This window comes from Mycobacterium sp. NTMscope_Eco_3 (genome assembly GCF_976985685.1).
Window position 1 is genome coordinate 692197 of sequence record NZ_CDRJYZ010000001.1, and the last position, 24613, is coordinate 716809.

Annotated in this window: 21 protein-coding genes, 1 tRNA gene and 1 pseudogene; 10 read left to right on the forward strand and 13 right to left on the reverse strand. The window is 67.5% G+C overall.

Annotated elements, in window-relative coordinates; translation table 11 throughout:
* Positions 1-9: 9 nt before the first annotated feature.
* The 13 genes from AC0KTM_RS03380 to AC0KTM_RS03440 all read right to left on the reverse strand — a co-directional run bounded on the left by AC0KTM_RS03380 (position 10) and on the right by AC0KTM_RS03440 (position 13748).
* Entirely contained in the window at positions 10-690 is a 681-nt protein-coding gene (locus tag AC0KTM_RS03380) for a response regulator (RefSeq protein ID WP_225329595.1), read from the reverse strand.
* Positions 687-3251 (reverse strand): ATP-binding protein, encoded by a 2565-nt coding sequence (locus AC0KTM_RS03385; RefSeq protein ID WP_472414962.1) that lies wholly within the window; start codon positions 3249-3251, stop codon positions 687-689. Before AC0KTM_RS03385 ends, AC0KTM_RS03380 begins: the two co-directional genes overlap by 4 nt.
* Before the next feature lie 11 nt (positions 3252-3262).
* The gene (locus AC0KTM_RS03390) at positions 3263-4180 is read right to left on the reverse strand and encodes a potassium-transporting ATPase subunit C (protein WP_225329597.1); all 918 of its coding nucleotides are present in this window, start codon (positions 4178-4180) and stop codon (positions 3263-3265) included.
* Position 4181: 1 nt separating this feature from the next.
* Positions 4182-6332 (reverse strand): potassium-transporting ATPase subunit KdpB, encoded by a 2151-nt coding sequence (gene kdpB / locus AC0KTM_RS03395; protein ID WP_225329598.1) that lies wholly within the window; start codon positions 6330-6332, stop codon positions 4182-4184.
* Entirely contained in the window at positions 6332-8002 is a 1671-nt protein-coding gene (kdpA, locus tag AC0KTM_RS03400) for a potassium-transporting ATPase subunit KdpA (RefSeq protein WP_225329599.1), read from the reverse strand. The genes kdpB and kdpA overlap by 1 nt, the downstream gene beginning before the upstream one ends.
* Positions 8003-8092: a potassium-transporting ATPase subunit F gene (locus AC0KTM_RS03405; RefSeq protein ID WP_083018684.1), complete on the reverse strand. Its 90-nt coding sequence runs from the start codon at positions 8090-8092 to the stop codon at positions 8003-8005. It lies immediately after the preceding gene.
* Positions 8089-8172 carry a potassium ABC transporter ATPase gene (locus tag AC0KTM_RS03410; protein ID WP_225329621.1) on the reverse strand — a complete coding sequence of 28 codons (84 nt, stop codon included), beginning with the start codon at positions 8170-8172 and terminating at the stop codon, positions 8089-8091. Before AC0KTM_RS03410 ends, AC0KTM_RS03405 begins: the two co-directional genes overlap by 4 nt.
* A 165-nt stretch (positions 8173-8337) precedes the next feature.
* Complete coding sequence (locus tag AC0KTM_RS03415) at positions 8338-9873, reverse strand: sensor histidine kinase (protein WP_225329600.1); 1536 nt, start codon at positions 9871-9873, stop codon at positions 8338-8340.
* Positions 9870-10643 (reverse strand): response regulator transcription factor, encoded by a 774-nt coding sequence (locus tag AC0KTM_RS03420; RefSeq protein ID WP_151834937.1) that lies wholly within the window; start codon positions 10641-10643, stop codon positions 9870-9872. Before AC0KTM_RS03420 ends, AC0KTM_RS03415 begins: the two co-directional genes overlap by 4 nt.
* A 225-nt stretch (positions 10644-10868) precedes the next feature.
* Positions 10869-11153 carry a WXG100 family type VII secretion target gene (locus AC0KTM_RS03425; RefSeq protein WP_007771417.1) on the reverse strand — a complete coding sequence of 95 codons (285 nt, stop codon included), beginning with the start codon at positions 11151-11153 and terminating at the stop codon, positions 10869-10871.
* Between the two features lie 40 nt (positions 11154-11193).
* A complete protein-coding gene (locus AC0KTM_RS03430; protein ID WP_003874404.1) occupies positions 11194-11490 on the reverse strand; it encodes a WXG100 family type VII secretion target in 297 nt (98 codons plus the stop codon).
* Between the two features lie 162 nt (positions 11491-11652).
* Positions 11653-12804: a PPE family protein gene (locus tag AC0KTM_RS03435; protein WP_225329601.1), complete on the reverse strand. Its 1152-nt coding sequence runs from the start codon at positions 12802-12804 to the stop codon at positions 11653-11655.
* A 59-nt stretch (positions 12805-12863) separates the two neighbouring features.
* A complete protein-coding gene (locus AC0KTM_RS03440) occupies positions 12864-13748 on the reverse strand; it encodes a PPE family protein, SVP subgroup (RefSeq protein WP_225329602.1) in 885 nt (294 codons plus the stop codon).
* Between the two features lie 350 nt (positions 13749-14098).
* Between AC0KTM_RS03440 and AC0KTM_RS03445 the strand changes: the two genes are divergently transcribed.
* The 10 genes and pseudogenes from AC0KTM_RS03445 (at position 14099) to AC0KTM_RS03490 (ending at position 24602) form a co-directional block, all read left to right on the forward strand.
* Positions 14099-14172, forward strand: a tRNA-Leu gene (locus tag AC0KTM_RS03445).
* A gap of 206 nt (positions 14173-14378) precedes the next feature.
* Positions 14379-15634 (forward strand): annotated as a pseudogene (locus AC0KTM_RS03450) (HNH endonuclease signature motif containing protein).
* A 277-nt stretch (positions 15635-15911) separates the two neighbouring features.
* Positions 15912-17129: a class I SAM-dependent methyltransferase gene (locus AC0KTM_RS03455; protein ID WP_472414965.1), complete on the forward strand. Its 1218-nt coding sequence runs from the start codon at positions 15912-15914 to the stop codon at positions 17127-17129.
* 51 nt (positions 17130-17180) lie between these two features.
* Positions 17181-17978, forward strand: a complete 798-nt coding sequence (locus AC0KTM_RS03460) for a hypothetical protein (RefSeq protein WP_238958208.1) — start codon at positions 17181-17183, stop codon at positions 17976-17978.
* A gap of 82 nt (positions 17979-18060) precedes the next feature.
* Positions 18061-18822 (forward strand): DUF427 domain-containing protein, encoded by a 762-nt coding sequence (locus tag AC0KTM_RS03465; RefSeq protein ID WP_225329606.1) that lies wholly within the window; start codon positions 18061-18063, stop codon positions 18820-18822.
* A 407-nt stretch (positions 18823-19229) separates the two neighbouring features.
* A complete protein-coding gene (locus tag AC0KTM_RS03470; RefSeq protein ID WP_225329607.1) occupies positions 19230-20324 on the forward strand; it encodes a YncE family protein in 1095 nt (364 codons plus the stop codon).
* A 329-nt stretch (positions 20325-20653) separates the two neighbouring features.
* Complete coding sequence (locus AC0KTM_RS03475; protein ID WP_225329608.1) at positions 20654-22285, forward strand: long-chain fatty acid--CoA ligase; 1632 nt, start codon at positions 20654-20656, stop codon at positions 22283-22285.
* A 31-nt stretch (positions 22286-22316) separates the two neighbouring features.
* On the forward strand, positions 22317-22790 hold the full coding sequence (locus AC0KTM_RS03480) for an SRPBCC family protein (RefSeq protein WP_225329609.1): 474 nt from the start codon (positions 22317-22319) through the stop codon (positions 22788-22790).
* A 27-nt stretch (positions 22791-22817) separates the two neighbouring features.
* Positions 22818-23708, forward strand: coding sequence for a class II glutamine amidotransferase (locus tag AC0KTM_RS03485; protein ID WP_225329610.1), 891 nt, complete (start codon positions 22818-22820; stop codon positions 23706-23708).
* 24 nt (positions 23709-23732) lie between these two features.
* Positions 23733-24602, forward strand: coding sequence for a patatin-like phospholipase family protein (locus AC0KTM_RS03490; RefSeq protein WP_238958204.1), 870 nt, complete (start codon positions 23733-23735; stop codon positions 24600-24602).
* The last annotated feature ends 11 nt before the right edge of the window (positions 24603-24613 follow it).

Here is a 24613-nt window from a genome sequence, read left to right on the forward strand (position 1 = left end):
CACCGGCCCTCACGCCTCGAATCGATAGCCCATGCCCGACTCGGTCAGCAGGTGTTTGGGATGCGACGGGTCGTCTTCGAGCTTGCGGCGCAGCTGCGCGAGATACACGCGCAGGTAATGGGTTTCGGTGGCATACGCCGGACCCCACACCTCCTTGAGCAGCTCCTCGCGTCCGACCAGCTTGCCGCGATTGCGGACGAGGACCTCGAGCATCCCCCACTCGGTGGGGGTGAGGTGGACTTCGCCGCCGTTCTTGCTGACCTTCTTGGCGGCCAAATCGACCGTGAACGCATCGGTTTCGATCACCGGCTGCTCGAGCTCGGAGGCCGCGGTGTTGCGGCGCACCGCCGCGCGCAGCCGGGCCAGGAACTCGTCCATCCCAAAGGGTTTGGTGACATAGTCGTCGGCGCCGGCGTCCAGCGCCTCGACTTTGTCCGACGAGTCGGTGCGCGCGGACAGCACGATCACCGGCGCGGTGAGCCATCCGCGCAGACCGGCCAGCACGTCGATGCCGGAGATGTCGGGCAGGCCGAGGTCGAGGATCACCACGTCGGGCTTGTGCTCGGCGGCGGCGCGCAGCGCGCCCGTGCCGCTCGACGCGGTGACCACCTCATAGCCCCGCACGGACAGGTTGATGCGCAGCGCCCGCAGGATCTGCGGCTCGTCGTCGATCACCAACACGCGCGTCATGTGGCATCCATAGCCTGCGGCGCAGCCATTTCCACGATCACGGTCAGTCCGCCTCCTGGGGTGTCGGTGGCCGTTATGCTCCCGCCCATCGCTTCGACGAAGCCCCGCGCCACCGACATCCCCAGCCCGACGCCGGTGGTGTTGTCGTGATCGCCGAGCCGCTGAAACGCTTCGAAGATCTGTTCCTCGGCACCGTGCGGTATTCCGGGACCCTCGTCGATGACGTTGATCAGCACCCGATCGCCCACCTGCCCGGCGTTGACCCGGACCAGGCAGTTGGGCGCATACCGCAGCGCGTTATCGATCAGGTTGGCCAGCACCCGCTCCAGCAGCCCGGCGTCGGCCATCACCACGGCGTCGCCCACATCCACCTTGACCCGGTCGATGGCGGACCGGAAAAAGCCGGTGGCGCCCTTGCCGATGCTGACCAGCGCGCGTTGCACGGTTTCCTCCAGGTACACCCGGCTCAGTTCCGGGTGGATCGCCCCGGCGGCCAGCCGTGAGGAATCGAGCAGGTTGCCGACCAGCGCGGTGAGTTGGTCGATGGACTCCTCGATGGTCGCCAACAACTCCGCGGTGTCGGCGGCGGAGAAGGCGACGTCCTCGGCGCGCAGGCTGGACACGGCGACCTTGGCCGCCGCCAGCGGCGTGCGCAGGTCATGGCTGACCGCCGACAGCAGGGAGCGCCGCAGTTCGTCGGCCCGCACGACCGCCTCGGTCCGGCTGGCCTCCTCGGCCAGCTCGCGCTGCCTGACCAAACCCGCGGCCTGCCTGGCCACCGCGCTGAGCACGCGCCGGTCCCGCGCCGAGAGCTTGCGGCCCGCCAGCAGCATCCAGAATTCGTCGTCGCCGACCTCGATCGCGGTGTCCGCGGAATCGACGGTGACACAAGGATCCCTGCCCACGCAGGCGACGACGTCGCTCGTGGTGTCCCCGGCGCCGGGCTCGCGCAACATGCTGACCGCGCGCTGGGCGTAGGTCTCTCGCACCCGTTCGAGCAGCGTTTCGAGGTCGGCACCGCGCAGCACCGAGCCCGCGAACAGGGTCAGCAGCTCGGCCTCCTGCGACGCGCGGCGGGCTTCCCGCGTGCGCTTGGCCGCGAAATCGACCAGCACCGCGACCGCGACCGCGATCAGCAGCAGCACCAATTCGGTGACGGCGCTGTTGGGTTCGGCGATGGTGAAGCTGTGCCGCGGGGCGATCAGGAAATAGTTCAGCAGCAGTCCGGACAGCATCGCCGAAAGTGCCGCGGGCGCAACACCTCCGAGCAATCCGACCAGCAGCACCCCCACGAAGAACAACGCGCTCTCGCCGCCGGTGTCCAGGTACGGGTCCAGCGTCGTGACGGTGATCGCGCAGATGATCGACGGCACGATGAGCGCCGCCAGCCACGACGTCACGCGCCGCTCGCGCGGGGCGAGCGAGGCCGTGCGAAACCCGCGCTTGGCCTCCTCGTGCGTGACCAGGTGCACGTCGATCTTCCCGGACAGCTCGACGATCCTCGGGCCGATGCCCTCCTCGAACAGGCGCGCCCAGCGGGAGCGGCGCGAGGTGCCGATCACCAGCTGCGTGGCGTTCATCTCGCGGGCGAACTCGAGTAGGGCCGTGGGCACCTCGTCGCCGACCACGGTGTGCAGCGAAGCGTCCAGGCTGGTCGCCAGTTCCCGGATCTTGGCCATCCGCGACTCCGACAGGCCGGCCAGGCCGTCGCCGCGGACGACGTGGACCACCATGAGCTCGGCGGTGGACTTCGACGCGATCCGGGACGCCCGTCGCACCAAGGTCTCGGATTCGGGTCCACCGGTGACCGCCACGACGACCCGCTCGCGGGCTTCCCACGTGTCGGTGATCTTGTTCTCAGCCCGGTAGTTGGCCAGCGCCATATCGACCTGGTCGGCGAGCCACAGCAGCGCCAGTTCCCTTAGCGCGGTGAGATTTCCGCGGCGGAAGTAGTTGGACAGCGCCGCATCGATGCGATCGGGCGCGTAGACGTTGCCATGAGACAACCTGCGCCGCAACGCCTCCGGCGTGATGTCGATGAGTTCGACCTGCGCGGCCTGCCGCACGATCAGGTCCGGGACGGTCTCTTTCTGCTCGATACCGGTGATCTGGGCGACGACGTCGTTGAGGCTTTCCAGGTGCTGCACGTTGACCGTGGAGATCACGGTGATTCCGGCGTCGAGCAATTCCTCGACATCCTGCCAGCGCTTGGGGTTTTTGCTCCCCGGCGCGTTGGTATGCGCGAGTTCGTCGACGAGGACGACCTGCGGGCGGCGCGCCAGCACGGCCGGCACGTCGAGCTCGGGGAAGCGCCCGCCACGGTATTCGACATAGCGCGGCGGAATGATCTCGATGCCCTCAAGCAGCTCAGCGGTTTTCGCACGCCCGTGGGTTTCCACCACGCCCGCCACCAGATCGGTACCCCGCTCCAGCCGCCGATGCGCCTCACCCAGCATCGAATACGTCTTACCCACGCCCGGAGCGGCACCGAGGTAGATGCGTAGCTCCCCCCGCCTGGGGTGGCGGCCGCGGAGGTTGACGTCAGTCACGTCAACCATCATCCCCCTTGGGACTAACTAGTGACCGGATACCGGTGGTCGAGTTGCAGGTTGAGTTGCAGCACGTTGACGCACGGTTCACCGAAGAACCCCAGCGCGCGGCCGCTGCGGTTCTGCGCCACCACCGCACGGATCTGATCCGGGCTGGCACGGCGGGCGTTGGCGACGCGCGCCACCTGGATGTCGGCGTAGGCCGGCGAGATGTTCGGGTCGAGGCCGCTGCCGCCGGCGGTGACCGCGTCGGGCGGCACGGCCGGGGAGGCGGGCGCGGCCCCGCGGACGGGCACGGTCTGTCCGATCGAGTAGTCGTCGCCGTACCGGGCGCATTCGACCCGCACACCCTGGTAGAGGCTGAGGAACGGCGCCGGTGTCGATCCGCACGGCTCGTTGACGCTGACCACCCGAGTCGGGTGGATGACGTTTCCGCGCGCGTCACGCGGGCCGATCACCGACAACACCGCACCCACCCCGCGGCCCGTGCAGAACGGCCGCGACCCATCGACACCCTCCAATGCGCCGACGGCGGCGCTGCGCGAACACACCGTCGTCAGCAGGCTCGGCTTGAAGCCGGCGTCCGCCGCGGACTTGCCCGCCGCCAGTTGCGCCGGGTCGGCGGGCGTGTCGACGATGCTTTCCGGCCCGAGGTTGCTGCCGCCCGACGAGGTCGGGTCGTAGCCGGCGCCGGCCGCCGAGGGCCGGCTCTGGAAATACTGCGGCAGCGGGTTGCCGTCCTTGTCGGTGAACGGCTGGCCGATCAGCCTGCTGCCCACCGGCTTACCGTCCGCGGTGAGAATCGAGCCCTCGGCGTGCTCCCGCAATCCCGGCAGCTGCGCGACCGCCCAGACGAAGAGGGGATAGGCCAGACCGGTGATCGCGGTCAGCACCAGCAGCGCACGCAACGCCGCCCAATGCAGGCGGAGGAAATTCGTCATATCAGGACATCCCTGGGATGAATTGGACGATCAGGTCGATCGCCTTGATTCCGGCGAAGGGGGCGACGATGCCGCCAAGACCGTAGACATACAGGTTGCGGCTCAACAGTTTTGACGCGCTGCTCGGTGTATACCGCACGCCGCGCAGCGATAGCGGGATCAGCAACACGATGATGATCGCGTTGAAGATGACCGCGGACAGGATCGCCGACTGCGGGCTGTGCAGCCGCATGATGTTGAGCAGATCCAGACCGGGGAACAGCGCGACGAACATCGCCGGGATGATCGCGAAGTACTTCGCGATGTCGTTGGCGATCGAAAAGGTCGTCAGCGCGCCGCGGGTGATCAGCAGTTGCTTGCCGATCTCCACGATCTCGATGAGCTTGGTGGGATCGGAGTCGAGATCGACCATGTTGCCGGCCTCTTTGGCCGCCGACGTGCCGGTGTTCATCGCCACCCCCACGTCGGCTTGCGCCAACGCCGGCGCGTCGTTGGTGCCGTCGCCGGTCATCGCGACCAGTTTGCCGCCCGCCTGCTCACGCTTGATCAACGCGAGCTTGTCCTCCGGCGTGGCCTCGGCCAGGAAGTCGTCGACCCCCGCCTCGTCGGCAATCGACTTGGCGGTCAACGGGTTATCGCCGGTGATCATCACCGTCCGGATGCCCATCCGCCGCATCTCGTCGAAACGGTCCCGCATGCCCTGCTTGACGACGTCCTTGAGGTGGATGACACCGAGCACTCTCGCTTGCCCCTCGGCGCTTTCCCCGACGACCAGGGGAGTGCCGCCGCCGGCGGAGACGCCGTCGACGATCTCGCCGAGCTGCGCGGGGACGTTGCCTCCTTGGCCGCGTACCCATTCCGCGACCGAGTTCGCCGCCCCCTTGCGCAGCAGGTGCCCATCGAGGTCGACGCCCGACATCCGCGTGGTGGCCGAGAAGGCCACCCAGCTCGCCTGCGACAGCTCGCCCGGTGTGCGGGCACGCAGGCCGAAGTGCTGCTTGGCGAACACGACAACCGAACGGCCCTCGGGTGTTTCGTCGGCGAGGCTGGACAATTGCGCGGCGTCGGCCAACTGTTCGGCGGAGACGCCGTCGAAGGGGATGAAGGCGGCGGCCTGCCGGTTGCCCAGCGTGATGGTGCCCGTCTTGTCCAGCAGCAGGGTGTTGACGTCACCGGCGGCTTCCACCGCCCGCCCGGACATGGCGAGCACGTTGCGCTGCACCAGCCGGTCCATGCCGGCGATGCCGATGGCCGACAGCAGCGCGCCGATGGTGGTCGGGATCAGGCACACCAACAACGACACCATCACGATGCCGGTGACGCCGCTTGCATCCAGCGCCTGCGTATTCGGGACGCCGGGATTGTTCGCCTTGGCGTAGATCGCCAACGGCTGCAAGGTCGCCACGGCGAAGACGAAGATGATCGTCAAGGCGGCGAGCAGGATATTCAGCGCGATCTCGTTCGGGGTTTTCTGCCGGTTGGCGCCCTCGACGAGCGCGATCATGCGGTCGATGAAGCTCTCACCGGGTTTCTGGGTGATCTTGACGACGATCCGGTCGCTCAGCACGGTGGTGCCGCCGGTGACCGCCGATCGGTCGCCGCCGGACTCGCGGATCACCGGCGCCGACTCGCCCGTGATGGCCGATTCGTCCACTGAGGCAATGCCTTCCACCACATCACCGTCACCGGGGATCACCTGGCCCGCCTCGACCACCACGACGTCGCCCCGTTGCAGTTGGGCTGCGGCGACCGCTTCCTCGACCGCGGCGGCCCCCGGTACCCAGTCCTTGAGTCGCCGGGCCACGGTGTGCGTTTTGGCCCGGCGCAGCGTTTCGGCCTGGGCCTTGCCCCGGCCCTCGGCGACCGCTTCGGCGAGATTGGCGAACAGCACGGTCAACCACAACCAGATCACGGACAGCCAGGCGAACCAGCTCGGCGCGGCGATCGCCAGGACGGTGCTCCAGGCGGCGCCGATTTCGACGATGAACATCACCGGGTTGCGGCATAGGCTGCGCGGGTTGAGTTTTCGCAGCGCGTCCGGCGTGGAGCGCCATAGCATCTTCGGGTCGAGCAGGCCGCCCTGCACCCGTTTTCTGCCGCTGGACGCCGCCGGATGCGTCTGCTCGGTCGGCTGGATCGCGGTCGCGGTCATCAGTGGATTCCTTCGGCGAGGGGCCCGAGCGCGAGCATGGGCAAGAACGTGAGGGCAACGACGATCAACGTGACGCCGGCGACCATGCCCACGAACTGCGGCCGGTGGGTGGGCAGGGTGCCCGCCGAGGCCGGTGTGCTGCCTTGCCGCGCCAGCGATCCGGCCAGTGCCAGCACGAGCACGATGGGCAGGAACCGGCCGAGCGCCATGGCCAGGCCGAGAGCCGTGTTGTACCAGTCGGTGTTGGCGCTGAGCCCGGCGAAGGCCGACCCGTTGTTGTTGGCCGCCGAGGTGAACGCGTAGAGGATTTCCGAGAGTCCGTGCGGTCCGCCGTTGAGCATGCCGGCGCGTTCGCCGGGCAGCGCCATCGCGATCGCGGTGCCGGTCAGCACGATCAAGGGAGTGACCAGGAAATAGCTTGCGGCGAGCTTGATTTCGCGTGGGTTGATCTTCTTGCCGAGGTACTCCGGGGTGCGCCCGACCATCAGCCCCGCGACGAACACGGTGATCACCGCCAGAACGAGAATGCCGTACAGGCCGGAGCCGGTGCCGCCGGGCGCGACCTCACCCAGCTGCATGTTGAACATCGTGATCATGCCGCCGAGGCTGGTCAGCGAGTCGTGGGCGGAGTCGACGGCGCCGGTGGAGGTGAGCGTCGTGGCGGCGGCGAACACCCCCGAGTCGGTGACGCCGAAGCGCTGCTCGACCCCCTCCATCGCAGCGCCTGTCGCCGTCGGCACCGTGCCGCGGTGCTGCGTCTGGAACCACAGCATGAAGGTGGTGCTGATCGTGTACAGCGTCGCCATCACGGCCGCAATCGCGTAGCCCTGCTTGGTGTTACCCACCATGCGCCCGAACGTGCGCGGCAGCGAGAACCCGATCACCAGGATGAGGAAGATCTCCAGCCAGTTGGTCCAGCCAGTCGGATTCTCGAACGGGTGCGCGGAATTCGCGTTGTAGAAGCCGCCGCCGTTGGTGCCGAGTTCTTTGATGACCTCCTGGCTGGCCACCGGCCCGCCGGTGATGGTCTGCCGGGGGCCGCTGACGGTGGTGACCACCTGGTCGTGCAGGTGGAAGTTCTGGATCGCCCCACCGGCGATCAGCAGGATCGCGCTGACGACGGCGACGGGTAACAGGATGCGCAGCGTCCCGCGCACCAGGTCGACCCAGAAGTTGCCCAGCTCGCCGGTGCGGGTGCGGGCGAACCCGCGCACCAGCGCGACGGCCACCGCCATCCCGACGGCGGCGGACACGAAGTTCTGCACCGCCAGGCCGGCCATCTGCACGAGATGGCCCTGTGTCGACTCGCCGGAGTAGGCCTGCCAATTGGTGTTCGTGACAAAGCTGACCGCGGTGTTCCACGCCAGCGAGGGCGTCAGCTGTGTGGCCGGATCATGCAGGTGCAGCGGCAATTTGCCCTGGACGAGCTGGAACGCGAACAGGACCAGGATGCTGATCGACGAGAACGCCAGCACGCTTCGGGCGTAGGAGCCCCACGTCTGTTCCGCGCGGGCATCGACGCCGATCAGTCGATAGATCATTCGCTCGGCGGACGAATCCTTCTCCGAGGCATACACGCGAAACATGTAGTCCCCGAAGGGCACGTGGGCAACCGCCACCGCCGCGACGAGAACAACGAGGAAGATGATCCCGGCCGTCGTCGTGCTCACTCAGAACCTCTCCGGGAACAGCAGGGCGCCCCCGAGATAGAGCGCGATGAGGACGGAAAGCACCAAGCCGACGGTGTTTTGGTAGTTCATAGCCGTTCGACCAGCTTCTGAGCCACGCCGAGCGCGGCGAACACCGCCACGGTCAGCCCGACGTATACCGCCACGCCCATCTCGTCTCCGTTCCGCACCAATCACGCGCATACGCAAGGGACCTCGCCGAGTCAGCCGCAGCGCCATCGAGCGACAGTCTCGGATGAAGTCAGCCTGAAATTAACCGGGCGGCGTTCGGGTAACGAGCGTGGTTGACGGTTTCCTAACGGGGCTACCGTGCACCTTTACGGTTTCTTAACGCCCCGTGGCGGACCGTCGATCAGGGGGAGCCGTACCCGGAAGACCGTCTCGTCCTCCGTGGATTCGACGGTGACCGAACCATGATGGGCCTTGACGATCGAACTGACGATCGGCAGGCCCAGCCCGTGACCCGAACCGTCGGATCTCGACTTGTCCGCCCGGACGAACCGCTCGAACAGCCTGGGCAGCAGCTCTTCGTCGATGCCCGGCCCGTCGTCGGTGACGGTCAATTCCACGAACGGCGGCTCGGGACCGTCACGGTAGCAGGTGATTCCGGTCGTCACCGTCACCCCGGGCGGCGTGTGCACGCGGGCGTTGCCGAGCAGGTTGCTGACCAGCTGATGCAGCCGGGCGTGGTCGCCTCGCACCCAGACCGGCTGGTCGGGCAGGTCTTTGACCCAGTGGTGGGTCAGCGCAGCCACGGTCGCGTCGTTCACCGCGTTGTTGGCCACCGCGGCCAGGTCGACGTCCTCGGACTGCAGATCCTGCCCTTCACCCAAACGCGAAAGCAGCAGCAACTCATCGACGAGCAACGCCATCCGCCGGGCCTCGGATTCGATGCGGGCCAGCGCGTATTCGGTGGTCGGCGGCAGCTCCGAACTGTCCTGGCGGGTGAGTTCGGCGTAGCCCTGAATCGCCGCCAGGGGCGTGCGCAGTTCGTGGCTGGCGTCACTGATGAATTGCCGCATCCGCAGGTCGGATTCGGCCCGATGCGCCAGCGCGCCGTCCACGTTGTCCAGCAAGCGGTTCAGCGTGCGGCCGACGATGCCGACCTCGTTCTGCGGGTCGGTGTCCTGCGGCTGGACCCGGAGGCTGATCCGGTGCTCGTCATCGGCGAGCGGCATCGCGGCGACGTCGGCCGCGATCGCGCCGAGCCGGCGCAGCGGACGAAGCGTATACCCGACGACCCATCCGGTGAGCGCTGCGGTAAGCGCCAAGGCCCCCGCGATCAGCGCGATGGTGGTGATCTGTTTGCGGGCGATGATCCGGTCGGCGAGGTTCTGCGACATCCCGACCACGAGCACGTCGGAGCCGTCCACCGTGCTGTCGAGGCGGTAAGACCCCAGGCTGCCCAGCATTTCGGTCCGTGGCGGCCCTCCGGACCACGACTGCCCTTCCAGCGCGCGGATGACGTCGGCGGGCGCGGGTTTCGGTTCTCCTTCGGAGAACACCGCCGACCCGATCACCACGCCGTTGCGCAGCACGGCGATGAGGTTTCCCGGCGTTTGTCCGGTGAATTCCAGCATCGCCTGTCCGATCGGCGGAGTGCCCGGACGCGTCGAAGTGTGTTCGCCGTTGCGGTATTTCGTGTACTGGTGGCTGAACGCGTCGAGCGACTCGGCGATGTCGGCGTCGCTCATGGCGTTGACGTAGCCGCGCAGACTGAGCACGGACACGATGCCGACGGTCACCAGCACCACGCTGACCACGGCCAGCACGCCCAACAGCAGCTGGCGGCGCAGCGACGAGGGAAACCACCGGGGAAAGATCCCGGATGCCGCGGCCTTGTCCTGGGTCATTCCGCCGGGCGCAGCATGTACCCCACGCCGCGGACCGTATGAATCATCGGCTCGCGACCGGAGTCGATCTTTTTCCTCAGGTACGAGATGTAGAGATCCACGATGCTGGTGCGCCCGGCGAAGTCGTAGTTCCAGACCCGGTCCAGGATCTCGCTGCGGCTCAGCGCGCGCCGCGGGTTGCGCATGAGGAAGCGCAGCAACTCGAACTCGGTGGAGGAAAGCGACACGGGGGTGTCACCGCGGGTGACTTCCCGGCTGGCGGTGTCGACCCGCAGGTCGCCGACGACGAGGGTTTCGGCGGTCGGCGTGGGTGGCGGGCCGGAGCGGCGGAGCAACCCGCGCAGCCGGGCGACCAATTCCTCCAGGCTGAACGGTTTGGTCATGTAGTCGTCGGCACCCGCGGTCAGGCCGGTCACCCGGTCCATGACCGAGTCACGCGCGGTCAGGAACAGCGTCGGGGTGTAGACGTCGGATTGGCGCACCCGTTCGAGGATCCGCAGGCCGTCCACGTCGGGAAGCATGATGTCGAGGACGAGCACGTCGGGGCTGACCCTCTCGAACTTCGCCATGGCCTCGCGCCCGTTGTGGGCGATGTCGACCACCCAGCCCTCGTAGTGCAGGGCCATCCTCACCAGATTGGTCAAGGCCGGCTCGTCGTCGACCAGCAAAACCCTGATGGGTGAGCCGTCGGCACGGTTGATCCGCGGCAGCTGCCCCAGGATGGCTTGGCGGGGGCGCTGCGAGCCCGAGTATCCGGCCGTTGCGGTCATGTTCTTCCAATTCTGACCGGCCACACACCGGATTGTCACGGAGTTCATAGAATTCTCAAATGTAGGCGTGTGAGCTGGCGCACTGTCGAAAGATGCTGTGCATTGAGCCATTACAGGCCTGGGCATTCCAAAATGGCTGCGCCCCAGCGGGTTTCATCGATTTAGCGTCAGACGCAAACGGGGCCGCGCACCGGTCGGTGCGCGGCCCCGTCCGGGGTCGAGGCGTCAGGCCCAGCTGGACCCGACGGCGCTGTCGGTGCTGGCCATGTTGCTGCCCGCAGACTGAACCTTCTGTCCGTGGGAGTTGGCCTGCTCGTAGATCACCTGGAAGTTGCGGCCCAACTGGGTGATGAACTCCTGGCACGCGACCGAACCTGCACCGCCCCAAAAGTCGCCGGCAGCAAGCACATCGCGAACGATGGCCTGGTGCTCGGCCTCCAAGGACGCGGCCTGGGCGCGGATCAGGGCACCGTGGGCGTCCACGTCGCCGAACTGGTAATTGATGCTCATTGCTTGGCTCCTTAAAAGTCTTGGGCAGCAGCGGTTCTGGCTAGCTGCTGAGGATCTGCTGCGAGGCCTGCTCTTGCTGCTCGTAGTTGTTCGCGTCGCGGATCAGCCCGTCGCGCACCCCGTGCAGCATGTTGACGATGTTGCGGAAGGCCTGGTTGACCTGGCCCATGGTGTCGTAGGACGTCGCCTGCGCCTGGCCGCTCCAGCCCGCGCCGGCGATGTTCATCGACGACGCCCACATCTTGCGGGCCTCGTCCTCAACGGTCTGGGCGTGCACCTCGAAACGCCCCGCCATCGCCCGCATCTCGTGCGGGTCGGTCATGAAACGTGTTGCCATGTCGGCTGTCTCCTATCGTGATAGCTTCAGTCGGCCGAAGTCTTAACAGTGGTAATTGATGCGGCGGTGGCCGCGGCTCCAATAGATTACGGCCTGCCGGTTAATTGTTCGCGTCAAACGGTCGACACGTACCCCCTTACCTCCCGTATCGGCGGTCCCTTCTCAGACGACAACCTGCTTGGGCATGACGATCGGTTTGAAGCCGTACCGGGGCCCGGTGCCGTACGCGCCGGCGCCCTTGGCGGCCGCAGCCATTCCCGGCATGCCGGGCATCGCGGTGACGCCTTCCGCTTCGGCCGCGGCCGTCCAGCCCGAGCCTTCGAGCGGGGCGGTGGCCGAAGCCAACGACGCCGGGGAGGCCGCATTCCAGCCGGCCGGCACCGAGAGGCGGCCGACCGCGGACGCCTCGCCCAGCGCGGCCGACGCGCCCGCGCCCGACACCGAGCCCACCGTCGTGCCGGGCGTGATGGCGGCCGCGCCGGCCGCCGGGGCGGCAGAGTCGGCCAGCGAGAACGGAATCGACGGCACGGTCCCGAGGGTGTGCCCCAGTGACACCACGTTCGGGATGGCGTTCATGGTGAACCAGGCCCCGGTGTTGATCCCGCCGTTGATGGCATTGAAGACGAATGGGGTGCCCATCAAATTGTCAACGGACTGCAGCAGGCCTCCACTGCCGGTTGGCGACGTGATGAGCGACGACAGGTCCAAACCGGTCGCCTGCGTCGTGCCATTCACCGCGTCGAAAGCGACCGCGCTGTTGTCCACGGCCGCGGCGGCCGCCGGGTCGGTGGTCGACGTCAGCGGCGTCACGGGGGTGAGGACGCCGGCCGCCGCCGAGGCGGCCTGATAGGTGGCCATCATCGTGGCGTCTTGAACCCACATCTCGGCGTACTGCGCTTCGGTCGCCGCGATCGCGGCCGAATTGACGCCCAGGACGTTCGTTGCGACGAGGGTGGCCAGCAACGTCCGATTGGCCGCGATCACCGGCGGGGGCACCGTCGCGGCGAATGCCGCCTCGTAGGCGGCCGCCGATGCGGTGGCCTGGGCGCTCGCCTGCTCGAGCGTCGTCGCCGTCTCGGTCAGATAGGTCACGATGGGCTGGGCGGCGGCGGCCGCCGCGGCGGACCCGCCACCGGTCCATTGCTCGGTGGTCAGCAACGAGATGATCGACTCCCACTGCGTGGCTGTGGTGCTCACCTCGGCGGCCAGGTTGGCGTACGCCGTCGCGGCGGCCATGAGCGGAGCGGAGCCCGCACCCGCATACATGAGCGACGAGGTGACCTCTGGGGGTATCGCTGAAAAGTCAAGCACCATTTGTGTATTCCGCTCCTTTTACTGTTCGGATTCCACGTCTATCGGGTGAGCGTGACTGCCTAGACGGCGGTCGGTTTCGGCATGACGATCGGTTTGACGCCGTAGCGCGGCGCGCCGAAGCCGGCGCTGTTGCGTCCCATTGCACCCACGCCGGGCATGCCCGGCACCACCGTTCCCGGACCGCCCTGCGGCGCGGCGGCTGTCCAGCCGACCGTCTGCAGCGGCGCGGCGCTTGAACCGGTCACCGGGGTGGAACCGGCCCAACTCGGCGGCACGGAGAGCTTGTTGACCATGGTTGCTTGGCCCATCGCGGCGGCTGGCATCGCGCCCATGCCGGCCACGCCGCTCACACCGGCGCCGGCCGGCGTGGTCGTGGTGGCCAGGTCCGCCGCGGCGGCCGCACCCGCGTCGGCGCCGGAGGTGTCCAGCAGCCCACCACCGGCGAGGCCGAGCAGGTCGGAACCGGCGGAGGCCCAGTTGCCGAAACCGATGTTTCCGATGTTGGCGCCGTTACTCGACAGCCCGAACATGCCACCCAGACCACCGCTGGACTGGCCGTTGAAGCCGAGGAGCCAGGCGAGGATGTCGATCGGGTTGGAACCCGTCGCGGCAGACGTGCCGGGATCCACGGCGTCCAACGCTTGGAGGGCGGCCTGGCTGGCGTTGACGGCCTCGGTGTCGCCGTAACTGTTGGAGCTGATGCCCAGGGTCTGCGAGTACTGCTCGAGAAGCGCTTGCGCCTCGGCGGCGATCGTCTGGTACTGGGTGCCGTACGCCGAGAAGATTGCCGCCTGCTGGGCCGATACCGGGTCGGCGGCGGCGGGAGCGATGACGGTGGTCGCCGACGCGGCGCCCGCGTTTTGCGCTGCCAGGTTGCTGTTGATTCCGGACAGCAACGTCTCCGCGGCTAGCATTTCTTCAGTCTGTGTGGTCAGAAACGACATTTGTTGCTCCTATGCTGAACGAGCCGACCCCCGGTGTGGATCGCTGTGTGTTCACGTAACGGCCGCTGTGCGTTGGCGTAACGCTAGCGAGCCACAACTCCACATTCCCCACCCAATGAGCTGGGGTTACAGTCGTTTACGGCTTCTTAACGACAAGGGCGGCAGTTTTAACAAGACCCTGTCGGACGACATCGGGACGTCATCTGATCGCGGGCGCGGAAAGGCAGAAGTCGCGCGCGGCGCGCGGATACTAATCGATGGGGACGGGCCCCGCATCTTGGACGTCTGGCAAATATCGGCCGCAATGCGATGCCGCGTGTTCGGGGTTCACGCGCTAGATTCGCCGCCGGGCCCCCATAGCCCAATTGGCAGAGGCAGCGGACTTAAAATCCGTCAAGTGTCGGTTCGAGTCCGACTGGGGGCACCGATTGTGTGCAGTTCGGCTGGCCCACGTGATCCGGTGGCCGTGTCGCGCCGAATACCTGGGGGACGCTGATGCACCCGACGATTTGTCCTGACTTGGCTCACGATTCGTGATTCGCGGTGATTGCTGCCGATAGACGTGTTGCTTGCCGGCGAGCGGGATCCGACGGCTCCGGTTTTGTCGGTGGTCGCTGCGATGATGGCGTCATGTCTTCGATCGCATCTGTTGACGCCGAGGTGGTGACTGCGAGCGACCGTCTTGAGGTGTTGTTTGAGGAGTTGGCGGAGTTGGCCGGTCAGCGCAATGCGATTGATGGGCGCATCGTGCAGATCGTCGCCGAGATCGATCGCGACCAATTGTGCGGTGTGACCGGTGCGCGCTCAGTGCCGGCGTTGGTGGCCTGGAAGTTGGGGTGTTCGTCGGCAAACGCGCACACGCTGGCCACCATCGCTGGCCGGTTGAGCGAGTTCCCGCGGTGTGCTCAGGGGATGCGCGAGGGCCGGTTCTCGGCCGATCAGGTGGGGGTGATCGCGGCGCGCGCGGGCAGGGTTCTGATGACCATTACGCCCAACTGGCCGCGGTCGCCACGGTCAATCAGCTGCGCACTGCGGTCAGGCTGGAGCCGCGTCCTGACCCCGAACCCCGGCCCGAATCGGCGTCTGAGCGGTCGTTTATCGCGACCGCCACCGAGCAGGGCGCGTGTTATCGGATCACCCTGGGTCACGTGGATGCCGCGAAGTTCGACGCCGCGTTGGCCTCGCATCGTGACGCGCTCATCGCCGAATGGAAGCGCGACCACGGCGAGGGCACGGGCGTGGGTGATCAGCGTCCGCCGATGCCGGGCACGGCCGAGGCGTTTATGCGTTTGGTGGAGGCGGGTTGGGACGCCGAGGCCACTCGCCGCCCGCAGGGGCAGCACACCACGGTGGTGGTGCACCTTGATGTCGCCCAGCGCGCTGCCGCGCTGCATCTGGGTCCGCTGCTGTCCGATGCCGAACGCCGCTACCTGACCTGTGATGCCACCTGTGAGGTGTGGTTCGAGCGCCACGGTGAGGTCATTGGCGCTGGCCGGTCGACGCGGGTGATCAATCGGCGGTTGCGCCGCGCGCTCGAGCACCGCGACCGCACGTGCGTGGTTCCCGGTTGTGGCGCTACCCGGGGTTTGCACGCCCATCACATCCGGCACTGGGAGGACGGCGGCCCCACCGAGTTGGCCAACTTGGTGCTGGTCTGCCCCTACCACCACCGGTTGCATCACCGTGGCGAGATCACCCTCACCGGACCCGCGGATGCCCTGGTGGTCACCGACGAGGACGGCCGAATCCTGAGCCCGGGATCACTGGCGCGCCCACCTACACAGGCCCCGCCCGCGGTGGCGCCATGCCCCGGGCCTATCGGCGAACGCGCCGACTGGTGGTGGTATGACCCCTTCCAACCCCAACCACCACCGACCAACAACTAGCCCCGGCTACCGGGACTGCATCGACGCTCAAACATGTTGGTGCATCAAATAATTCGTTTCACACCACGCGCCACTGACGTCGGGCTGCACAAACAATTGCGCCCACCGCCAACCCGCGATCCCTAGACCTGCGCGCCGCTCAGTCAATACCCGACTGCCGGTGGCGCTCAAGCAGAGCATGTTTGCGCCCGGATTCAGCGCTGCCGAAAGACGCCACGCGAAGTACGTTGGTCGGGACCGTTGTGCGAGCCGCCACCGCGAAGGAGCCAGCGCGAAGGTGTCCGAGGATCCGCGGGCTGACGGTGTCTCCCGCCAATACGATCGCTGGGAATATCCGCCCCCGGTAACCGATCTCGAGACGTGGACCAAGAACCACTGGGACTGGTTCGATCCCTACTGGGCGCACCGGATGCTCTGGCCCGACCGCGCATACCGGCCGGATCTCGACATCCTCATCGCGGGTTGCGGCACGTTCCAGGCGGCGGTTTTCGCCTTCATGAACCGCGCCGCCCGGGTCGTCGCGATTGACGTCAGCCGCTCGGCGTTGGATCACCAGCAGTACCTGAAGGACAAGCACCAGCTGGTGAACCTGGAACTGCATCTGCTGCCCATCGAAGAGGCCTCGGCGCTGTCCCGCGACTTCGACCTCATCGTCTCCACCGGCGTCTTGCATCACATGGCGGACCCGCTGGCCGGGCTCAAAACCCTCGGTGGATGCCTGCGGCGCGACGGGGCGCTGGGCGTCATGCTCTACGCCAAGTACGGCCGGATCGGCGTCGAGATGCTCGAATCGGCGTTCCGCGACCTCGGATTGTCGCAGGACGACGCGTCGGTTCAGCTGGTCAAGGAGGCGGTTGCGGCGCTGCCGGCCGACCATCCCGTCCGCCCGTACCTGCAGGGCGCGCGTGATCTGCTGACCGACGGGGCGCTGGTCGACACCTTCCTGCACGCCCGGCAGCGCAGCTACACCGTCGAGGAATGCCTGGGCCTGGTCGGCGCCGCCGGGCTGGCGTTCCAGGGCTGGCTGCGCAATTCGCCGTATTACCCGCACGACGCGCTCGTCGGACAGACGGGCCCGTTCCAGTCGCTCTTGAACCGGTTACCCGACACCACGCTCTGGTCGGTGATGGAACGTCTGCAGCCGGCCAATGCCACCCACTTCTTCCTCGCCTGCCGGCCCGAACGGCCGACGCAGGACTATGCGATCGACTTCTCGGCGGCGTCGTCCCTCGATTACGTCCCGCTGCCGCGGACGGCGTGCCTGCTGTCCGGTGACGAGATCCACCTGCCCGGCGCTCAGCTCAAGCTCACCCCCGCTCAGCTGCCCTTTGTCCAGCACGTCGACGGCCGGCGCACCATACGAGAGATCGTCGACTCCGTGGCCCAGGGCAACCGCCAAGACGGGACGCAGGTGCGGGAGTTCGGGCGCCAGCTCTTCGAGTCGCTGTGGCGCCTAGACTTTCTGGCGATGGCGCTGAACACGACGCCCGGTTAGCCGGGCGTCCGCCGACAGCTCCGCAAACCGCCACTCATACACTGACCCAGCATGGGCATGCTGTTCGGTCTCGCGCCGTGGATTGTGTATTGGGTCCTTGTCGGAAACGTTCCTTTTGCCGCTGCCGCGTTGGTCGCGCTGGCGGTCGCCGCCGTCAGCCTGGGCCTGGGCGCGGCGACGGGCAGGCGGTGGCAGTTCTTTGACTTCGCTTCCCTCACAGCGCTTTTGATTCTCGCGGTGCTGACTTTCACGCTCAGCCAGTCGTTCCTCGAACGGTGGATACTGACGCTGAGCAACGCCGGCATCTTTGTGGCAACGCTGGTCGGGATGCTGGCCGGCAAGCCGTTCGTGTCCGAGTTCGTCGCGGCGGAACACGCTGCCGACATCGTCAAGACCGGGCTGTTCGGCCGCGTCGTCCAAACCCTCGGCTGGGTCTGGGTCGCGACGTTCGCCGCCATGACGGTGTCCTCGGCGATCCCCTCGATCGCGCAACGACCCGCGGCGACGACCGCCGCCTCGATCCTGGACACCAAGACCCCGCTGTCGTTCCTCTGCTACTGGATCATCCCCTTCGGGCTGCTGGGCCTGGCCGCGGTCGCCTCGCGCCTGCTGCCCGACCGGATGCTGGCCGGGATCGACGACGTGGCGCGGGAAACCTCGTTCGTCGCCTACGACGAGGCCACCATCGACGAGTTGTACTTCCTCGCCCAGGAACACGCCAACCGTGAGGTGGGCCCCGGCAAGGAGGCCTACGCCGTCAAGGTCGGCGGGATGGGAACCCCATTGACCGGGGACGAGTCCCGCAAGTCGTGGCCGTCGACGTACAAAGTGCGCGACAAGCGGCACTGAACCCGAGCAGGAGTCGTGATGAACGCGCCCAGCCCCGACGAGGACACGTGTGGATTCACCACATACCGGGAGACGACCGACCATGACTGACTATCCGCAGATGGCCGCCGCCCGGGGCAGGATCGAACCCGCGCCCCGGCGGGTCCGTGGTTTTCTCGGCGACGCGCTGGTCTTCGACACCACCGCCGCCCGATACGTGTGGGAGGTTCCTTACTACCCGCAGTACTACATTCCGCTGGCCGATGTCCGTACCGAGTTCCTGCGCGACGAAAACCACGCCCAGACAGTGCAGTTCGGCCCGTCGCGGCTGCACTCCCTGGTGGCTGGCGGCCAGACGCATGAGTCCGCCGCGCGGGTATTCGACGCCGGCGGCGACGGCCCGCTGGCCGGCACCGTGCGGTTCGAATGGAATCCATTGCGCTGGTTCGAGGAAGACGAGCCGATCTACGGTCACCCGCGCAACCCCTATTCGCGTGTCGACGCCCTGCGCTCCCACCGCCACGTCCGGGTGGAGCTTGACGGAATCACCTTGGCGGACACCAAGTCTCCGGTTCTGTTGTTCGAAACGGGCCTGCCCACAAGGTATTACATCGATCCGACTGACGTCGACTTCGAGCACCTGCAACCCAGCACCACACAGACGTTGTGCCCGTACAAGGGAACGACGTCAGGCTATTGGTCGGTGCGTGTGGGTGACCTCGTGCATGAGGACCTGGCGTGGACCTACCACTATCCGCTGCCCGCGGTCGGTCAGATCGCCGGTCTGATCGCCTTCTACAACGAAAAGCTGGACATCGTCGTCGACGGGACCACGTTGGCGCGGCCGCAGACCCAGTTCAGCTAGCGATCCGTCATCTCGCGGCCGACGCGGGGGCGATGTGATATTCCCCTCGTCGGCGGCAAATCCTGAGAATTCCTTACTAAAGCATCGGTAGAGCGGAAACGCGAATCGTTAGCGGCGCAGGCAAAATCCGCCGGAAGGGGGTTTGCATGCGTTTCGCTACGGGTAAGCGATTGCGATACAGCGTGATTGGAAGTCTGAGCAGAACCTGAGTGCGGGAAGTGACGTAGCTAACGTCGAGCATTTTGAACTGCTTTGAGGCGAATTTTGGTCAGTAGACTACCGAAAACCAGTCTCGTCGGCGCCTTTGGGTGCTGAAAGCCGGTGGATCCGGAGGCCAATTCGTCGCGTGCGTGCGACATCGTCACTTTGGCCACCAGGCCGACGAACACAGCAAAGGCGGTACCAGCGTGAGTGATGCATACGACCCAACGACGACGGGGTTCGAGGTCGACGACACCGCGGTGGTGCGAGTCCCGGTGCGCCACGGCCCGATCAGCGACATGGACCTCAGCGGCGACGGGCGCCGGCTGCTCGTCACGAACTATGGCCGCGACGCGGTATCGGTCATCGACGCCCGCACCCTTCGGGTCTCGAGCACCATCGCCGGGCTCAGCGAACCGTCCGCCGTCGCCATGAGCAGCGCGGACGCCAACTACGCCTACGTCAGCACGGCCACCGCCGCCTATGACGCCATCGAAGTCGTCGACGTCGTCACCAACTGGCGGATCGCCACGCATCGGCTCGCGCACAGCGTGAGCGCCCTGACGGTCAGCGCCGACGGAAAATACCTCTACGCCAGCCGAAATGCCGTTCGCGGCGCCGACGTCACCGTCCTGGACACCACCACCGGCGAACTCGAGGTGATCGACCTGGCCACCGCGCCCGGCACCACCACCGCCTGCGTGCGGGCCAGCGCCGACGGGCGGCGCCTCTACGTCGGCGTCAACGGCCCCAACGGCGGCAGCCTCGCCGTCGTCGAAACCCGCACCCGAAACGACGGCGGCCGTGTCGGCGGCCGGTCGCGGGTCGTCGGCACCATCGAGCTCGGCCTGCCCGTCCGCGACGTGGCGCTGAGCAACGACGGCACCACGGCCTATGTGGCGAGCTGCGGCCCGGTGGTGGGCTCGGTGCTCGACGTCATCGACACCCGCACCAACAAACTCGTCAAGACGCACAAGATCAACGAGATCACCGGACCGCTGGCGCGGATGACCCTCAGCCGCGACGGCGAGCGGGCCTACCTGACCAGTGACGACCGCGTCACGGTGCTCGGCACCGGCACCCTGGACGTCCTCGGCGAGGTCACCGTGACCAACAACCCGTCCTGCGTGCTGGAAAGCCCCGACGGGAGCCACCTCTACGTCGCCGACTATTCCGGCGTCGTCACCGCGGCGCGGATCGTCACGGGCCCGGCGCCGCACAGCGGCGATGCGGATCACCCGGACGCGCCGCCCGCCGGCTGGCTGTTCGATGTGCCCCTGTGGGAGCCTGCGCTGGCCTAGCCGGCCTCGTCGCGGGGACGGCGCGAGGTCCAGGGTGTGAATCCTCGCCCTTGAGCGTGCATCCTCGGTGGGGATCGTCGGCGCGCGCCGCCCAGCGTTCACACTCAAATCCCAGGACGCACACTCAACCGAAGAGTCATCCGAAAGCCCTGCCGGCCGAACGGGATCCACGTCGTCGCCCATCCGCCGGGGTGATGTCTGCCACGATGGCCGAATTCGGGCTTAGGGTGGGAAGCGGTCGGCGGCCCCCCGCGTCGACCCGGAATGCGGGCACCGCATTTCGCGGATTGGCACGGACCGTGCCGCGCGGAGAGTGAGGCGGTACATCAATGGACGGCACGATGCAGGACTATCCGTTGACGATCACCGCGATCATGCGCCACGGCTGCCGGGTTCACGGGGATCGCACCGTCACCACCGCCACCGGCGACGGCTACCGCACGACGAACTATCGGGAACTGGGCTGCCGGGCCGCCCAGCTGGCGAACGGATTGCGCCGGCTCGGGGTGACCGGCGACCAGCGGGTGGCGACGTTCATGTGGAACAACGCCGACCACCTGACCGCCTACCTTGCGGTGCCCTCGATGGGCGCCGTCCTGCACACCCTCAACATCCGCCTGTTCCCCGAACAGATCGCCTACGTCGCCAACGAGGCCGAAGACCAGGTGGTGCTGGTCGACGCCTCGCTGATCAAACTGCTCGGGCCGGTGCTGCCCAGCCTCGAGACCGTGCACACCGTGATCGCCGTCGGCGAGGGCGACACCGAACTGCTGCGGGAATCGGGCAAGACCGTGCTGGACTACGCCGACGTCATCGCCGGCGAGTCGACCGAATTCGACTGGCCGCGCATCGACGAAAAGTCCGCGGCGGCGATGTGCTACACCAGCGGCACCACCGGCAACCCGAAAGGCGTGGTGTACAGCCACCGTTCGAGCTACCTGCACACCATGGGCGCGTGCACCACGAACGGCATCGGCGTCGGCGCCGTCGACAGCGTGCTGGCGATCGTGCCGATGTTTCACGCCAACGCCTGGGGACTGCCGTACGCGGCGCTGATGGCCGGCGCCGACCTGGTGCTGCCGGATCGCCACCTCGACCCAGCGTCGGTGGTCGGCATGGTCGAAGACCTGCGGCCCACCGTGACCGGCGCGGTGCCGACGATCTGGAACTCCGTCCTGCACCACCTCGAGGACGACCCCGACCACGACATGTCGTCGCTGCGGCTGGTGGTCTGCGGCGGCTCGGCCGTCCCGGTCTCGCTGATGCGCACCTTCGAGGAAAAGCACAACGTGCAGATCCGGCAGTTGTGGGGGATGACCGAGACCTCGCCGTTGGCGACCATGGCCTGGCCGCCCCCGGGCACGCCGGAGGACCAGCACTGGGCCTTCCGCGGCACCCAGGGCCAACCGGTCTGCGGGGTGGAGATGCGGATCGTCGACGACGACGGCCAGGTGCTGCCCAACGACGGCAGCGCCGTGGGGGAGGTCGAGGTCCGCGGCCCGTGGATCGCCGGCTCCTACTACCTGGGGCGCGACGAATCGAAGTTCGACTCCGGCTGGCTGCGCACCGGCGACGTGGGTCGCATCGACGGCCGCGGTTTCGTCACCCTGACCGACCGGGCCAAGGACGTCATCAAATCCGGCGGGGAATGGATCTCCTCGGTGGAGCTGGAGAACGCCCTGATCGGTCACCCCGAGGTGGTCGAGGCCGCGGTGGTCGGCGTTCCCGACGAGCGCTGGGACGAGCGCCCGCTCGCGGTGATCGTGGCCAAAGAGGGCGCGTCGGTCACCGCGGAGCAGCTGCGAACCTTCCTCGCGGACAAGGTCGTTCGATGGTGGCTGCCCGAGCGGTGGACGTTCGTCGACGAGATCCCGCGCACCAGCGTCGGCAAGTACGACAAGAAGATGATCCGGTCGCGATACGCCGACGACCGCTACCAGGTGATCGAGGCCCGCGACTGACGCAGCGCTCCGACCGGAAAGGCTTGGAACAGTGGCACATTCACTCGTCGTCGATCAATCCGTCGTCACACCGGTCGCGGTTCACGACGCATTCGGCCGGACGCTGCCGATGCCACTGCCCACGCTTTTCAACCGCTGGTACGGCCCCTTCCCGCCGATCCGCGACGTGCGCGAGCAGACCGGCGCCTGGGATGCGGCGGGTCAGACCCGCATCGTGCACCTGGCCGGTGGCGCCACCATGCGCGAGGAACTGACCAGTGTCGACCCGCCGCGGTCGTTCGGCTACCGGCTCTGCGAAGTCACCGGCCCGATGGCGGTGCTCGTCGATCACGTTGTGGGCGAATGGGTTTTCGCCCCGGCGGCCGCCGGAACCGAGATCACGTGGCGCTGGGACATCCACCCGAAATCGCCGCGAACGGCCTGGGCGCTTCCGCTGTTGGGCAGGATGTGGAAGGGCTACGCGCGCCGCGCGCTGGCCAACCTGTCGGCCTTGCTGACGACCTGAGGCCGTGGACCACTACGGTGTGAAGGCATGTGCCGACTCTTTGGCCTGCACGCCGGGACGCACGCGTGCACCGCAACCTTCTGGCTGCTGGACGCGCCGGACAGCCTGTCCGAACAGAGCCGGAGAAACCCCGACGGCACCGGCCTGGGCATCTTCGACGAACACGCGCGACCGCACCTCTTGAAGGAGCCGATAGCGGCCTGGCAGGACGCCGCATTCGCGACCGAGGCGCACCGGATGACCGGCACCACCGTCATCGCCCACGTCCGCTATGCGACCACCGGCTCGCTCGACATCCGCAACACCCACCCGTTTCTGCAGGACGGCCGGATCTTCGCGCACAACGGAGTCCTCGAAGGGCTGGACATCATCGACGAGCGGCTGCGTGAGATCGGCACCGACGACTTGGTGTTGGGCGACACCGACTCCGAGCGGGTGTTCGCGTTGATCACCGGCTCGATCCGCGCCCGCGACGGCGACATCACCGCGGGGCTCGTCGACGCCATGCGATGGCTCGCCGAGCACGTCCCGATCTACGCCGTCAACGTGCTGCTGAGCACGGCCACCGACATGTGGGCGCTGCGTTATCCGCAAACCCACGAGCTCTACGTCTTGGATCGATCCGACGGGGCGGCGTCGCAGGACCCCGAATTCGACTTGCACACCATACGAATTCACGCGCGATCGGAGCACCTGTGCACCCGCTCGTCGGTGGTGTTCGCCACCGAACGCATGGACGGCGACTCCCGCTGGCGCCTTCTCGAGCCGGGGGAGCTGATTCACGTCGACACCAGGCTGCGCGTCACCCGCAGCCTGGTGCTGCCCGACCCACCGAGGCAGCTGCTGCGCCGCGAGGAGCTGAGCACGCCAGTGGCGGACTCGCAGCACGCGCTGCCGAGCACCCGGCGGCTGGTCTGACGCCGTTTGGCAGAGTTGGTGAGCGTGACGAACAAACGCGCCCTGGTGCTGGCGGGCGGAGGGATAGCGGGAATCGCCTGGGAGACAGGTGTTCTGCGGGGCATCGCCGACGAGTCGCCGGCCGCGGCCCGCGTCTTGATCGACTCGGATGTGCTGGTGGGGACGTCGGCGGGCTCGGCCGTCGCCGCGCAGCTCGGCAGCGGCCACACGCTGGACGAGCTGTTCGACCGGCAAGTCGCCGAGTCGTCGGCCGAAATCGATTCCGGCGTCGACGTCGACACCATCACCGAACTGTTCTTGACCGCACTGGGTGCCCCGTACGACGAGCCGCTGGACAAGACCCGCCAACAAATGCAGCGGATCGGGGCCGTGGCGCTGGCGACCAAGACCGTCGCCGCGCCGGTGCGCCGCCAGGCGATCGCCCAGCGCCTGCCGTCGCACGACTGGCCCGACCGGACGTTGCGGCTCACCGCCATCGACGTCGCGACCGGAGAACTGGCCGTCTTCGACCGCGAGTCCGGCGTCGACCTCGTCGATGCCGTGGCGGCCAGCTGCGCGGTGCCCGGGGCGTGGCCGCCGGTGAGGATCGCGGGCCGCCACTACATGGACGGCGGGGTCGCCAGCTCGGTCAACCTCGTGGTGGCCGCCGACTGCGATGCCGCGGTGGTGCTGGTGCCCTCGGGCGTCGACGCGCCATCGCCGTTCGGTGCCGGGCCCGCCGCCGAGATCGCATCGTTTCCCGGCGCGGCGTTCGCGGTGTTCGCCGACGCCGATTCGCTGGCCGCCTTCGGGCCCAATCCCCTGGATCCGGGCTGCCGCATCCCCTCGGCCCTGGCCGGGCGCGCGCAGGGTCGCCGCGAAGCCGCGGCCATCGCCCGGTTCCTGGGTTTATGACGGGTTGGCCT

What these genes read in the sequence shown, in the direction of transcription:
- AC0KTM_RS03380 (WP_225329595.1), bottom strand. Translation starts at nt 690, where the DNA reads ATGACGCGCGTGTTGGTGATCGACGACGAGCCGCAGATCCTGCGGGCG.
- AC0KTM_RS03385 (WP_472414962.1), bottom strand. Translation starts at nt 3,251, where the DNA reads ATGATGGTTGACGTGACTGACGTCAACCTCCGCGGCCGCCACCCCAGG.
- AC0KTM_RS03390 (WP_225329597.1), bottom strand. Translation starts at nt 4,180, where the DNA reads ATGACGAATTTCCTCCGCCTGCATTGGGCGGCGTTGCGTGCGCTGCTG.
- kdpB (WP_225329598.1), bottom strand. Translation starts at nt 6,332, where the DNA reads ATGACCGCGACCGCGATCCAGCCGACCGAGCAGACGCATCCGGCGGCG.
- AC0KTM_RS03405 (WP_083018684.1), bottom strand. Translation starts at nt 8,092, where the DNA reads ATGAACTACCAAAACACCGTCGGCTTGGTGCTTTCCGTCCTCATCGCG.
- AC0KTM_RS03410 (WP_225329621.1), bottom strand. Translation starts at nt 8,172, where the DNA reads ATGGGCGTGGCGGTATACGTCGGGCTGACCGTGGCGGTGTTCGCCGCG.
- AC0KTM_RS03415 (WP_225329600.1), bottom strand. Translation starts at nt 9,873, where the DNA reads ATGACCCAGGACAAGGCCGCGGCATCCGGGATCTTTCCCCGGTGGTTT.
- AC0KTM_RS03420 (WP_151834937.1), bottom strand. Translation starts at nt 10,643, where the DNA reads ATGACCGCAACGGCCGGATACTCGGGCTCGCAGCGCCCCCGCCAAGCC.
- AC0KTM_RS03425 (WP_007771417.1), bottom strand. Translation starts at nt 11,153, where the DNA reads ATGAGCATCAATTACCAGTTCGGCGACGTGGACGCCCACGGTGCCCTG.
- AC0KTM_RS03430 (WP_003874404.1), bottom strand. Translation starts at nt 11,490, where the DNA reads ATGGCAACACGTTTCATGACCGACCCGCACGAGATGCGGGCGATGGCG.
- AC0KTM_RS03435 (WP_225329601.1), bottom strand. Translation starts at nt 12,804, where the DNA reads ATGGTGCTTGACTTTTCAGCGATACCCCCAGAGGTCACCTCGTCGCTC.
- AC0KTM_RS03440 (WP_225329602.1), bottom strand. Translation starts at nt 13,748, where the DNA reads ATGTCGTTTCTGACCACACAGACTGAAGAAATGCTAGCCGCGGAGACG.
- AC0KTM_RS03460 (WP_238958208.1), top strand. Translation starts at nt 17,181, where the DNA reads ATGGGCATGCTGTTCGGTCTCGCGCCGTGGATTGTGTATTGGGTCCTT.
- AC0KTM_RS03465 (WP_225329606.1), top strand. Translation starts at nt 18,061, where the DNA reads ATGACTGACTATCCGCAGATGGCCGCCGCCCGGGGCAGGATCGAACCC.
- AC0KTM_RS03475 (WP_225329608.1), top strand. Translation starts at nt 20,654, where the DNA reads ATGGACGGCACGATGCAGGACTATCCGTTGACGATCACCGCGATCATG.
- AC0KTM_RS03485 (WP_225329610.1), top strand. Translation starts at nt 22,818, where the DNA reads ATGTGCCGACTCTTTGGCCTGCACGCCGGGACGCACGCGTGCACCGCA.